The organism is uncultured Pseudomonas sp. (assembly GCF_913777995.1).
Lineage (GTDB): Bacteria > Pseudomonadota > Gammaproteobacteria > Pseudomonadales > Pseudomonadaceae > Aquipseudomonas.
The window spans coordinates 18913-32018 of sequence record NZ_CAJYVE010000003.1 but is presented as its reverse complement, the minus strand read 5'-3'; the positions used below and the strand labels follow the sequence as shown (position 1 = coordinate 32018).

Below are 13106 nucleotides of genomic sequence, written 5' to 3'. Positions count from 1 at the left end.
CCGGCGATGACGTCGGGATCGTCATAGGGCGGGACGAAGGTGTAGCCCTGCTCGTCGGCCAGGCGCAGCGCCTCGGCCAGGGCCTCGGGAAAGGCGTCGCCGTGCAGCACCACCTCGCCGCCACGCGATTGCACGCCGATGACCTTGAGCTCGGGCGTGGTCCGCGGCATCACGATGATCGCCCGCACCCCCAGTTCGCGGGCCGCCAGGGACAGGCCCTGGGCGTGGTTGCCGGCGCTGGCGGTGATGACGCCACGGGCCTTTTCGCTGGCCGAAAGGCTGGCCAGCTTGGTGTAGGCACCACGGATCTTGAAGGAGAACACCGGCTGCAGGTCTTCGCGCTTGAGCAGCACCTGATTGCCCAGCCGCTCGGACAGCTGACGGGCGCCCTGCAGCGGGGTTTCGATGGCGACGTCATAGACGCGGGAGGTGAGGATCTTGCGGGCGTAGTGGTTGAGCAGATCGGGCTGGGCATGGCTCATCGCGTCGGTTCCTTGTGCAGGCTGAGGACACGGCAATGCAGCTGGCTGGCGAACGGGGCGATGGAGCGGGGGATGGCGATCATGTCTGACTCCTGGTTCAAGCGCTTGGCGCCCGGGAGACAGAAGAAACCCGCCTCCAGGGCGGGTTTTTTGCAAACGTCGGCTAACCCGCCATGACTGGAATGACGGTAATAATAATCTGGCCGACGGAATGCTTTGAGGTGTTCATGGGCCGGAGCGTATGGCGTATCGCCAGGCAAAGTCAACAGGCCTGATGAGCGAGCGTCGAATTTAGCCGCGCTCGACACCTTTTCGTCACATGTGAACCTTAGTCTGGTTGGCAAGGTCAGTACCTGTGGGGCAATTGTCTGCCCCAGCTTTGTTGAATTGCCACAGGAGTCTCCAGTAATGGACGAATACCAGGAAGAACTGCTCGAATCTCGCGCCTTCGAACTCGATATGCCGGAACCGGCCGATGATGCCACCGAGCTTTGACGCTCAGCGGGTACCGAGCCGCTGACGGCGGCGAAAGGTTCCCGGTGTTTCCCCGCTCCAACGCTTGAAGGCCCGCTGGAAAGCCTCTGCCGAGGCGAAACCCAGCAGGTAGGCGATTTCGCCGAACGCCAGTTCGGTATCACGAATGTAAGTCATGGCCAGGTCGCGGCGCGTGTCATTGAGAATGGCGCGAAACTGCGTGCCTTCTTCGGCCAGCTTGCGGCGCAGCGTCCAGCTCGGCAGCTTGAGCAGGGCCGCCACTTCCTCCAGGTCGGGTTCCCGGCCACCACTGAGCAGCGGGCCGAGCATGCCGATGATGCGCTCGCGCAGACTGCGCGTGCGGGTCAGGCGCTCCAGTTCCTGTTCGCAGAGTTGCAGCAGGTGTTGCCAGGTGCTGGGGCAGTGTTGCGGGTTGCGCAGCGCCAGGCTGGCGTTGCTCAGGCGCAGCTGGTTGGTCTCGGCGGTGAAAGCCACTGCTTGCTCGCTCAGGGAGGTATAGCTGGCCGCGTAGCCGGGCGCAGCGAACTCGATTTCCAGCCGCTGCGCCTGTACAGGACTGCCGACGATCCACGACAGCTGCGCCAGCCAGCCGCTGAGCAACGAGTCGACCACGAAGCGGTTGTAATCGTTGTAGGGGCTGATGGAGTAGAAGCGCAGCCAGGCGCCTTCGGCGTCTTCATGAAAGCTCGACTGGCCACGGTAGTTGGAACCATACAGGGGCTCGAAACGCAGCAGGGTGCGTGCGGCTTCTCGCAGGTTGGGAGCCTGGGCCGCGGTGACCCCGGCCAGGCCGGCCTGGCCGGGTCGGCTGAAACGCCCCATGAGCAGGCCCAGCGCCGGCTCGCCGCTGAGCTGGATCGCTGCATGGCCCAGGCGCATGTAGCGGGCGATGCTCAGCCGTGCGCCGGCCTGGCCGAGGCGCTCGGTGTCCAGCCCGAAGCCTTGCAGCAAGGGCTCCGGGTCATGGCCAAGGCTGCGCAGGGCCTGATCCAGGCACTGCACGAAGCCCACCGACAGGTCACCCAGGCGCAGGGCAGGGCGGCTCATGGCTACAGCCAGAGATTGATCAGCCGCGCCCCGCCAGGCGAGGCCGCCGGTGCGGGCTGGCGGTGCAGGAAGCTATTTCCGGAACTGCCCTGGTCCCAGAACTGGCCACGCATGAACACGCTGATGCCGGCTTTGGCGTGGCTGCGGGGGGCTTGCCCGGTGAGCGTCAGGCGTTGCCAGGCCTCGCCCTCACTGAGGTGAGCGGGTTGCTGGAGATCTTCGCCCTGATGATGTTCCCAGGCCTGCTCCCAGCGCTGTCGACCGGGCACGAACGCGGGCACGGCGATCAATTGCGCCCCACGAGCGTCGAGCCGCGCGTAGTTGCCTGGTTGCCAGCTGTCGCTGCCGATCAGCACGCCCAGGCGTCCAGCCGGTGTGTCGAAGACCTGCAAGGGCGCCGAGCCGCCAGGCTGGATATAGCCGCCCTGATGAACGCTGGGTGACAACTGCCGCTGCGGTTCGCCGAGAATCTTGCCGTTGGCACCGAACACCAGGCTGACGTTGTACAGCGGCCCGCTGCCGGTGTGCAGCCGCCCCTGTTCCACGGTCGGCTCGGGAAGCACGATGGAGCCGGCCACCAGGGTGACGCCGAACTCCGCCGCCAGGCCGCCGAACAGCTGCTGATACTGGGCGGCCATGTCGTCGGCCTTCATGCGCAGGTGGGCATCGTCCAGGCGCTGTTCGCCGCGGGCCTGCAGCAGGGCGGTGACGAACTTCAGCGGGTTGCTCCAGGCCAGCCAGTCCATTGCCGCATCCACGCTGGGGGCCTGGTAGAACTGGTTCTTCTCGCCAACGGCGAACAGCCAGGTGCCGATGTGCTCGGGCAGCACCACCAGGGTCTTGTCGTTGACCAACCCCAGGTCGCTGGCCTGCTGCAGCCAGGCGGCCAGCTTGCGATGCAGGCGGCCGAGGTCCTGATAGTCGGTGGGGTACAGCTCGGTCTCGATGCCCAGCAGGTTGCCCCGCCCGGCTGCTTCGCCCTGGCTGACGGCCAGGCGGATGCGCAGGTCGGACAGGTAATGGCCCATCGGACGCTGGGTGGTCCATACGCCGTAGCTGACCAGCAGGGCGACGGCCAGGGCGGCCAGGCAGAGGCCGAAGAATTTGCGCATAGGTCCTGCGGCACGGTGAACGGGATGCCGGCTAGGTTAGGCGCGCGCGCCGTGCTTGCCAACCCCGCTGCTGTGCATTTGGATCAATAAGTTGTCAGTTTCGGTCATTGAGCGCCCCGTGGCGCCTCATTACTGTGGTCGACATACCGAAAAGGGGCCTGCCTGCACGGTCCCGAACAATCACCGTGACGACACCGATGGAGCCTGACCATGAGCGCCTCCGCTTATCCGCACCTGCTCGCCCCGCTGGACCTGGGGTTCACCACCTTGCGCAATCGTACCCTGATGGGCTCCATGCACACCGGTCTGGAGGAGCAGCCTGGCGGCTTCGCGCGCATGGCGGCGTACTTTGCCGAGCGGGCCCATGGGGGGGTGGGACTGATCGTCACTGGCGGCATCGCGCCCAACGACGAAGGCGTCACCTACAAGGGCGCCGCCAAGCTCACCACTGCCGAGGAAGCGGCGCACCACCGGGTGGTCACCGACGCGGTGCACCAGGCTGGCGGCAAGATCTGCCTGCAGATCCTGCACACCGGGCGTTACGCCTACAGCCCGACCCTGGTCGCACCAAGCGCCATCCAGGCGCCGATCAACCCCTTCAAGCCACGTGAACTGGACGAAGCCGGAATCGAGAAGCAGATCACCGACTTCGTGCGCTGTGCCAGCCTGGCCCGCGAAGCCGGTTATGACGGCGTCGAGATCATGGGTTCGGAAGGCTACTTCATCAATCAGTTTCTCGCCGCCCGCACCAACCAGCGCAGCGACCAATGGGGCGGCAGCTTCGAAAACCGCATGCGCCTGGCCGTGGAGATCGTGCGCCGGGTGCGTGAGGCAGTGGGCAGCGACTTCATCATCATCTACCGCCTGTCGATGCTCGATCTGGTGGAAGGCGGCAGCGACTGGCCAGAGATCGTGCAGCTGGCCAAAGCCGTCGAGGCGGCCGGTGCCACGCTGATCAACACCGGAATCGGCTGGCACGAGGCGCGGATTCCCACCATCGCCACCAAGGTGCCGCGCGCGGCGTTCAGCAAGGTGACCGCGCGGCTCAAGGGCGAGGTCAGCGTGCCGCTGATCACCACCAACCGCATCAACACGCCGGAAGTCGCCGAACAGGTGCTGCGCGAGGGCGATGCCGACATGGTGTCCATGGCCCGGCCGTTCCTCGCCGATCCGGAATTCGTCAACAAGGCCGCTGCTGATCGCAGTGCCGACATCAATACCTGCATCGGTTGCAACCAGGCGTGCCTGGACCACATCTTCGCCGGCAAGCTGACCAGCTGCCTGGTCAACCCGCGGGCCTGTCACGAAACCGAACTCAACTACCTGCCCACCGAGCAACCGCGGCGCATTGCCGTGGTCGGTGCCGGCCCGGCCGGGCTGGCGGCGGCCACCGTGGCCGCCGAACGCGGGCACCAAGTGACGCTGTTCGATGCTGCCAGCGAGATCGGCGGGCAGTTCAACATCGCCAAGCAGATTCCCGGCAAGGAAGAGTTCCATGAGACCCTGCGCTACTTCGGCCGCAAACTGCAGAGCACTGGCGTAGCGTTGCGCCTGGGCACGCGCGTCGCCGCTGCCGACCTGCTGGGTGCGGGTTTCGACGAGGTGCTGCTGGCCACCGGCATTACCCCGCGTACGCCAGACATCCCTGGCATCGACCACCCCAAGGTACTCAACTACCTGGAGGTGATCGGCCAGCACAAACCGGTCGGCCAGCGTGTCGCGGTCATCGGTGCCGGCGGCATCGGCTTCGACGTGTCGGAATTTCTGGTGCACCAGGGCGTATCCACCAGCCTGGACCGGGAGGCGTTCTGGAAGGAGTGGGGCATCGACATCCGCCTGCAGGCGCGGGGTGGGGTCACCGGTATCACGCCGCAGGTCGAGCCACCCGCCCGCGAGGTGTACCTGCTGCAGCGCAAGGCTTCCAAGGTTGGCGATGGCCTGGGCAAGACTACTGGCTGGATCCACCGCACCGGCCTGAAGAACCGTCAGGTGCAGATGCTCAGCAGTGTGCAATACCTGAAGATCGACGATGCCGGGCTGCACATTCGGGTGGGTGAGGGTGATGTCACCGTGCTGGAGGTCGACAACGTGGTGATCTGCGCCGGCCAGGAGCCGCTGCGCGAGCTGTACGACGCACTGGTTGCAGGTGGGCAGAGCGTGCACCTGATCGGCGGTGCTGATGTGGCTGCCGAGCTGGACGCCAAGCGCGCCATCGACCAGGGCTCGCGCCTGGCGGCAGCGCTGTGAAGCGCTGAGCAGAAAAGCACGGCCCGCCCTGGTCAGTCCTGGTAGGGAGCGGCTTCAGCCACGAACAGCATCGCGGCTGAAACTGCTGCGTTCGAGTGCACAGCTGGCTGACGCCGATTGGCGCTAGACTGGCGGCCCTCGCTCCCTGGAATGCGCCATGCTCGCCCATGCCCTGACCTGGCAACCCGATGCCCCCTTGCAACCCCTGAACCTGCCCTGGCTGCACCAGGCCGGGGTCGAGGTGGCGGTGCTGCGCCTGGACCTGCTCGATGCGCTGATCAGCGGCAACAAGTGGTTCAAGCTGATCGGCCATCTGCACACCGCCGTGGGGACCGGCGCCGCAGGCGTCGTCAGCCTGGGCGGTGCGCATTCCAACCACCTGCATGCCCTGGCGGCGGCAGGCAAGCGCTTCGGCTTCGCCACGGTCGGTCTGCTGCGCGGGCATGAGCAACTCACGCCCACGGTGCAGGACCTGCATGACTTCGGCATGCAACTGCACTGGCTCGGTTACGGCGGCTATCGGCAGCGCCATCAGGCGGATTTCTGGCAACCCTGGCAGCAACGCTACCCGCTGCTGTACCCGATCGCCGAAGGCGGTGGCGGCCTGCCGGGCCTGGAGGGCTGCGCCTTGCTGTTGCCGATGGTGGCGCGGCAGCTGGCGTCGCTGGGCTGGGACGATTACCACGGCTGGTGGTTGGCTGCCGGCACCGGCACCACGCTGGCCGGACTGGTGAGCGCCGAGGCGGGACGGCGCCCGGTGCATGGCGCGTTGGCGGTGCCGGCCGATCATGGCGTGACCGGCAACCTGGAGAGGTTGCTGCAGTCTGCCGCTGGCTATCGGCTGGTCGACGCCAGCCGTGGCGGCTTCGCCAAGCTCGATGCGCACTTGCTGGCCTTCATCGAGGCTGCCGAACGCCACGCCGGCGTGCCGCTGGAGCCGCTGTACACCGGCAAGGCCCTGCTGGCCCTGCATGACGCCGTGAGCCAGGACCAGTTCCCGCCCGGCACCCGGCTGATCTTCGTGCATACCGGTGGCCTGCAAGGGCGTCGCGCCCTCTCGAGGTCTTGACGGCCCGGTAATGTCGGCCTCGGATATGTCGACGCCCCTTTCAGAGTGAGCGGCGCGCTGCCAGCTTCGGATAATCGCTGTATTCCCCCTTCCGAACGCCGAGGTCAGCATGACAACCCCCGCTGCCGAGCAGGTCGATCCTGCCACCCTGAGAAAAGTCATCGTCGCGGCCGCCATCGGCAACTTCGTCGAGTGGTTCGATTTCGCCGTCTACGGCTTTCTGGCCACCACCATCGCGCTGCTGTTCTTTCCCAGCGGCGACGCCAGCGTCGCACTGCTCAAGACCTTCGCGGTGTTCGCCGTGGCCTTTGCCTTCCGGCCCCTGGGCGGCATCGTCTTCGGCATGCTGGGTGACCGCATCGGTCGCAAGCGCACCCTGGCCATGACCATTCTGTTGATGGCCGCCGCCACCACCCTGATCGGCCTGTTGCCGACCTACGCCAGCATCGGCCTGCTGGCGCCGGTGCTGCTGACCCTGATCCGCTGTGCCCAGGGCTTCTCGGCCGGTGGCGAATACGCTGGCGCCTGTGCCTATGTGATGGAGCATGCGCCCATCGGCAAGCGCGCCTGGTATGGCAGCTTCCTGCCGGTCTCGACCTTTTCCGCCTTCGCCTGCGCGGCGGTGGTGGCCTATGTGCTGGAGGCCAGCCTGTCGAGCGAAGCCATGACCAGTTGGGGCTGGCGTCTGCCGTTCCTGATCGCCGCCCCGCTGGGGCTGATCGGCCTGTACCTGCGCTGGCGTCTGGACGAGACCCCGGCGTTCCAGGCGGTCAGCGACGAGCACGAAGTGGCCCATTCGCCGCTGAAAGAAACCCTGGTGCACCACGCCCGGCCAATTCTCTGCCTGGGCGCCTTCGTGTCGCTGACGGCGCTGTCGTTCTATATGTTCACCACTTATTTCGCCACCTATCTGCAAGTGGCCGGTGGCCTGAGCCGCTCGGCATCGCTGCTGGTGGCGCTGATCGCCCTGGGGTTCGCCGCGGCATTCTGCCCGCTGGCCGGGGCGTTTTCCGACAAGGTCGGGCGGCGCAAGACCGTCGTGGTCACCTGTGTCTGGCTGGTGGTCGCGGACTTGCCAGCGTTTCTGATGGCCAGCTCCGGTTCGTTCCTCGCCTCGGTGCTGGGCGTGATGCTGCTGGCGGTCGGTGCGGTGCTCAGTGGCGTGGTCACGGCAGCGCTGCTCTCCGAAGTGTTCCCGACCCGCACCCGCTACACGGCGTCGGCGATCACCTACAACATGGCCTATACGCTGTTCGGTGGTACCGCTCCGTTGATGGCCACCTGGTTGATCTCCACCACCGGCAGCAACCTGTCGCCGGCCTTCTACCTGATCGCCGTGTCACTGCTGGCCCTGGTCGGCGGGTTGGCGTTGCCGGAAACCTCGCGGATCTCGCTGCACCAGGTGCCGTCGATGGACGCCAAGGTGCCGGCCGGTTCGCTGGCCTGAGCCCTGTCGGGCGGGGCGGGCGCCAGCCGGTCGAGGAAAGCCTGGCGCAGGCGCGGTGAAAAGTGGCACATTGTGGCCCCCTTGCGGCGACGACACATTTTGTAATTGTCGTCGCAAGGGCTTCGCTACCTGCCGCTATGGAAGACCCTCATGTCCAGTGCCCAATCCGCCCCTGCGGCGGCCTCGACCACCCCGCAGTCCAGCCCCCTGGTCATGCGCATCATCGGCGCCGTGGCGCTGGCGCACCTGATCAATGACCTGATCCAGGCGATCCTGCCGTCCATCTATCCGATGCTCAAGGACAGCTACGACCTGAGCTTCGCGCAGATCGGCCTGATCACCCTGACATTCCAGCTCACCGCCTCGCTGCTGCAGCCGTGGGTCGGCTATTACACCGACCGGCATCCTAATCCGCTGGTGCTGCCGCTGGGTTCGGTGTGCACGCTGATCGGTATCCTGATGATGTCGATGGTCGGCAGTTTCCCGTTGATTCTGCTTGCGGCGGCGCTGATCGGCATCGGCTCCTCGACCTTCCACCCCGAAGCGTCGCGCATCGCCCGCCTGGCTTCCGGTGGTCGCTTCGGCCTGGCGCAATCGACCTTTCAGGTCGGCGGCAACACCGGGACGGCGATCGGCCCGTTGCTGGCGGCGGCGATCATCATTCCTTTCGGCCAGGGCAACGTGGCCTTCGTCGGTGTGATCGCGTTGCTGGCTCTGGGCCTGCTATGGACCATCAGCCGTTGGTACAAGAACCACCTCAACCTGTTCAAGCTCAAGGCCGGGCAGAAAGCCACCCACGGCCTGTCGCGGCAGAAGGTGATCTTTTCGCTGGTGATCCTGGCGCTGCTGATCTTCTCCAAGTTCTGGTACATGACCAGCCTGACCAGCTACTACACCTTCTACCTGATCGAGAAGTTCGACCTTTCGGTAGCCAGCTCGCAACTGCACCTGTTCCTGTTTCTTGGTGCGGTGGCCGCCGGGACCTTCTTCGGCGGACCGATCGGCGACCGCATCGGGCGCAAGGCGGTGATCTGGTTCTCGATCCTGGGGGCGGCGCCGTTCACCCTGGCGCTGCCCTATGCCGACCTGTTCTGGACCAGTGTGCTGAGCGTCATCATCGGTTTCGTCCTGGCCTCGGCGTTCTCGGCCATCGTGGTCTACGCCCAGGAACTGGTGCCCGGCAATGTCGGCATGATCGCCGGGGTGTTCTTCGGCCTGATGTTCGGCCTGAGCGGCATCGGTGCCGGTACCCTGGGTTACCTGGCCGACAGCCATGGCATCGAGTACGTCTACCACCTGTGCTCGTTCCTGCCCCTGCTGGGCATTCTCACTATTCTTCTGCCGCGCACCCGGTAACCTTGGACCCTGCCCGTCAGCGCCTGCTGTCGGGCAGCTCCGGCCAGGCGTCGGCCACCAGGAACAGCCGTTCGGCTTCCTGCCAATCGTCCTCTGCCTGCTGCTCCAGGCGCACCAGCAGTTGCGCCGGGGCCTGTGGGTCGAGCTGCTGCAACCATTCATCCAGTTGCGTTTCCGGCCAGGCCGTGGTGCTGCGGGCCGGTGCCAGCCAAGCCTGGCGCGGTAGGGGTTGCCAGCGCCCGGCGGGGCACTGCGCGGCATAGGCTGGCCAGTCGCGCTGGTGCAGCCAGCGGCCGCGCAGATGCCGCTCATCGGCGCCTTGCGGTGGCTGTGCCTGCCCCGGCCAGGGGTAGAGCAGGTAGCCACCCAGCCAGAATTCGGCACTGAAGGCTTCGATGCCCAGCGCCGCCAGGGCCGTCTGGGCCTGTGGGCGGCTGGACATGGGCAACTGGTGCTCGCTCAGGTGGGCGAGCTTGCGCCCCAGCCGGTCGTGGGAGGCGGGGCCGAGCCACTGCGCCGGGTCAGTGCCATCGTCGTGTGCCGGGCCGAGGTAGAGCTTGATGGCCAGTTCCAGGTGGTGCATGCCGTCGCGGTCGCGCAGCAGCAGGTCCAGCTCGCCCAGGGTATGGCCCTGTTCGCGCACCGGCAGGTTGGCGGCCAGTACCTCGACACCTGGCGCCTGCTGGGCGGCGAACTGCCAGAGCTGCTCATAGTAGCGGCCCAGGCGCCGGCTGGTGGCCTGCTGCAGCCAGTGCTCGAGGGGCTTGGGATGCAGGTCCAGAGTGCAGAGGAACCGCCGCCATAGCTCCGGGTCGTCCGCCCAGTCGCTGGCGCTGAGCGGATGACGCTGCGGCCATGGAGCCTGGGCCAGCAGCGGGGGTGAGCAAACCACCCAGGCGAGGTCACGTACCGCAGGGTGGTGCAGCTGGCGGGGCAGGTCGGCGAGGCAGGCGAAAGGTGTCATGCAGCGGATGATAGCCTGGGTCAGGCCCGGCGCGGGCGTCTTCGGCAGGAACGGGCAGGCCGATTCAGGTCTCTGCCGGTTTGCCGCTGGCCGGGCGTTTCGCCATAATCCCCGGCATTACGCCGTTTCTACATTCAGCAGGAGCCTCATGGAGCACTTTCGCAATATCGGCATCATCGGCCGCCTGGGCAGTGCCCAGGTGCTGGAGACGGTGCGCCGGCTCAAGAGATTCCTGCTCGACCGGCATCTGCACGTAATACTCGAAGAAACCATCGCCGAGGTGCTGCCGGGTCATGGCCTGCAGACCTCTTCGCGCAAGATGCTCGGCGAGGTGTGCGACCTGGTCATCGTGGTCGGCGGTGACGGCAGCCTGCTGGGCGCGGCCCGCGCGCTGGCGCGGCACAACGTGCCGGTGCTGGGCATCAACCGGGGCAACCTGGGCTTTCTCACCGACATCCGCCCCGACGAACTGGAGACCAAGGTCGCCGAGGTGCTCGACGGTCATTACCTGGTGGAGAACCGCTTCCTGCTGCAGGCCGAAGTGCGCCGGCATGGCGAAGGCATCGGCCAGGGCGATGCGCTGAACGACGTGGTCCTGCACCCTGGCAAGTCGACGCGGATGATCGAGTTCGAGATCTACATCGACGGCCAGTTCGTCTGCAGCCAGAAGGCCGACGGCCTGATCGTCGCCACCCCCACCGGTTCCACCGCCTATGCGCTGTCGGCCGGCGGGCCGATCATGCACCCCAAGCTCGACGCCATCGTCATCGTGCCGATGTACCCGCATACCCTTTCGGGACGGCCGATCGTGGTGGATGGCAACAGTGAACTGAAGATCGTCGTGGCCAAGGACATGACCATCTACCCGCAAGTCTCCTGCGACGGGCAGAACCATTTCTCCTGTGCGCCGGGTGACACCATCACGGTGAAGAAGAAGCCGCAGAAACTGCGGCTGCTCCACCCGCTGGATCACAACTACTACGAAGTGTGCCGAACCAAGCTCGGCTGGGGCAGCCGCCTTGGTGGGCGAGGAGACGACTGATGGTCGATCCTGCGCGTAGCTTTGATCTTATCGGTGACGTGCATGGGTGTGCCCAGACCCTCGAACTGCTTCTGGAGCGGCTGGGCTATCGCCGTGAAGGCGGTGTATGGCGCCACCCACGGCGTATGGCGCTGTTTCTCGGTGACATCGTCGACCGCGGCCCGCGTATCCGTGAAGCGCTGCACATCGTGCGCGACATGGTCCAGGCCGGCCAGGCCCTGTGCATCATGGGCAACCACGAATTCAACGCGCTGGGCTGGGTCACCCCGGCGGCGCCGGAAAGTGGCCAGCGCTTCGTGCGCGAGCACACCCCGCGCCATGAAAAACTCATCGGCGAGACCCTGGCGCAGTTCGAGCGCTATCCCGATGAGTGGCGCGCCTTCCTCGACTGGTTCTACGAGCTGCCGCTGTTCATCGATGCCGGGCGCTTCCGTGCGGTGCACGCCTGCTGGGACCCCAACCTCATCGAGCCGCTGCGCGGCCTGCACGGCAGCGGCCTGATCGACCAGCATTTCATCCAGGCCTCGGCGGTGCCTGGCAGTTTCGCCAGCAACGTGTTCAACCGCCTGCTGCGCGGCACCGACATGCGTCTGCCACACGGCATGACCTTTACCGGTGGTGACGGCCTGACCCGTGAGTTCTTCCGCACCAAGTTCTGGGAAGATGACCCGCAGACCTACGGCGATGTGGTGTTCCAGCCCGACGCGCTGCCTGAAGGCGTGGCCAAGACGCCGTTGTCCACTTCCGACAAGAACGCCCTGCTGCGCTACGGCAGCGAAGAGCCGCTGCTGTTCGTCGGTCATTACTGGCGCAGCGGCACCCCGGCGCCGATCCGTCCCAACCTGGCCTGCCTGGACTACAGCGCGGTGCTGTATGGCAAATTGGTCGCCTACCGGTTGGACCAGGAAACCGTGCTCGACCCTGGCAAGTTCGTCTGGGTCGACGTGCAGCGTCCGGAGCTGAAGCCATGAACCCGGTTGCCGTGCTACGCCTGCCGCTGTCCACCGACCTGAACGGCTTCGTCAGCCTGCTGCGGCGCCTGAACGTTCCGCACCGGGTCACCGAGGAGTCCGGCCAGCAGGTACTCTGGGTTCCGGATCACGCACAGTTGGCCGATGAGGTCCGCGAGCTTTACGAGCGGTTTCCCGCAGGCGATGACCAGTATCAGCCGCCCCAGTCGTTGGCACCGGCGGTGCAGCGCCCGAGTTTCGTCCAGCAACTGCGCCAGTCGCCGTTCACGGTGCTGGTGCTGCTGCTCACGCTGGTGGTGGCCGGGCTGACCCTGCTGGGCGAGAACCTGGAAGCGGTGCGCTGGTTCACCTTCCTGGATTTCCATATCTACGGCGACTACGCCAGCTTCGTGCCCCTGGCCGACAGCCTGGCAGCGGGGCAGTGGTGGCGCCTGGTATCGCCGATGCTGATCCATTTCGGCATCCTGCACCTGGCGATGAACAGCCTGTGGTACTGGGAGCTGGGCCGGCGTATCGAGCGGCGCCAGGGCGGGCTGATGCTGGTGCTGCTGACCCTGGTGTTCGCCGCCGTGTCCAACTACGTGCAATACCGCTTCAGCGGGCCGACGCTGTTTGGCGGGCTGTCTGGCGTGCTCTACGGCCTGCTGGGCCATTGCTGGCTGTACCAGTGGCTGGCGCCCAACCCGGTCTACCACCTGCCACGCGGGGTGCTGGTGATGATGCTGGTCTGGTTGCTGGTGTGCCTCTCCGGGGTGGTCAGCCTGCTGGGCTTTGGCGAGATCGCCAACGGTGCGCACGTCGGCGGGTTGATCATCGGTTGTGTCACGGGTCTGGTCGGGGGTGTCATGGCCCGCCGGACCGCTTAGAATTTGCG

Annotated in this window: 11 protein-coding genes; 7 read left to right on the top strand and 4 right to left on the bottom strand. The window is 66.1% G+C overall.

Annotated elements, in window-relative coordinates; translation table 11 throughout:
* The 3 genes from QZ497_RS00510 to QZ497_RS00500 form a co-directional block, all read right to left on the bottom strand.
* Positions 1-461: pyridoxal-phosphate dependent enzyme (locus QZ497_RS00510; protein ID WP_295470025.1), on the bottom strand; the 461-nt coding region annotated here is incomplete at its 3' end.
* A 519-nt stretch (positions 462-980) separates the two neighbouring features.
* Positions 981-2024, bottom strand: a complete 1044-nt coding sequence (locus QZ497_RS00505; RefSeq protein WP_295470023.1) for an AraC family transcriptional regulator — start codon at positions 2022-2024, stop codon at positions 981-983.
* A gap of 2 nt (positions 2025-2026) precedes the next feature.
* Positions 2027-3136, bottom strand: a complete 1110-nt coding sequence (locus QZ497_RS00500; protein WP_295470020.1) for a nitrilase-related carbon-nitrogen hydrolase — start codon at positions 3134-3136, stop codon at positions 2027-2029.
* 210 nt (positions 3137-3346) lie between these two features.
* Here QZ497_RS00500 and QZ497_RS00495 point away from each other — a divergent pair, with 210 nt between their 5' ends.
* The 4 genes from QZ497_RS00495 to QZ497_RS00480 all read left to right on the top strand — a co-directional run bounded on the left by QZ497_RS00495 (position 3347) and on the right by QZ497_RS00480 (position 9255).
* Positions 3347-5383 carry an NADPH-dependent 2,4-dienoyl-CoA reductase gene (locus tag QZ497_RS00495; RefSeq protein WP_295470018.1) on the top strand — a complete coding sequence of 679 codons (2037 nt, stop codon included), beginning with the start codon at positions 3347-3349 and terminating at the stop codon, positions 5381-5383.
* 157 nt (positions 5384-5540) lie between these two features.
* Positions 5541-6452: a 1-aminocyclopropane-1-carboxylate deaminase gene (locus QZ497_RS00490; RefSeq protein WP_295470017.1), complete on the top strand. Its 912-nt coding sequence runs from the start codon at positions 5541-5543 to the stop codon at positions 6450-6452.
* Between the two features lie 109 nt (positions 6453-6561).
* Complete coding sequence (locus QZ497_RS00485; RefSeq protein WP_295470015.1) at positions 6562-7899, top strand: MFS transporter; 1338 nt, start codon at positions 6562-6564, stop codon at positions 7897-7899.
* 150 nt (positions 7900-8049) lie between these two features.
* Positions 8050-9255: an MFS transporter gene (locus QZ497_RS00480; protein WP_295470013.1), complete on the top strand. Its 1206-nt coding sequence runs from the start codon at positions 8050-8052 to the stop codon at positions 9253-9255.
* Between the two features lie 16 nt (positions 9256-9271).
* Here the strand turns inward: QZ497_RS00480 and QZ497_RS00475 are convergent, their stop codons facing one another.
* Positions 9272-10219, bottom strand: coding sequence for a DUF1853 family protein (locus QZ497_RS00475; RefSeq protein WP_295470010.1), 948 nt, complete (start codon positions 10217-10219; stop codon positions 9272-9274).
* A 148-nt stretch (positions 10220-10367) separates the two neighbouring features.
* Between QZ497_RS00475 and QZ497_RS00470 the strand changes: the two genes are divergently transcribed.
* The 3 genes from QZ497_RS00470 to QZ497_RS00460 are packed head-to-tail and all read left to right on the top strand — an operon-like array spanning position 10368 to position 13098.
* Positions 10368-11261 (top strand): NAD(+) kinase, encoded by an 894-nt coding sequence (locus QZ497_RS00470; RefSeq protein ID WP_295470008.1) that lies wholly within the window; start codon positions 10368-10370, stop codon positions 11259-11261.
* Positions 11261-12232 carry a metallophosphoesterase gene (locus QZ497_RS00465; protein WP_295470006.1) on the top strand — a complete coding sequence of 324 codons (972 nt, stop codon included), beginning with the start codon at positions 11261-11263 and terminating at the stop codon, positions 12230-12232. The genes QZ497_RS00470 and QZ497_RS00465 overlap by 1 nt, the downstream gene beginning before the upstream one ends.
* Positions 12229-13098 carry a rhomboid family intramembrane serine protease gene (locus tag QZ497_RS00460; protein ID WP_295470004.1) on the top strand — a complete coding sequence of 290 codons (870 nt, stop codon included), beginning with the start codon at positions 12229-12231 and terminating at the stop codon, positions 13096-13098. Before QZ497_RS00465 ends, QZ497_RS00460 begins: the two co-directional genes overlap by 4 nt.
* Positions 13099-13106: the final 8 nt, after the last annotated feature.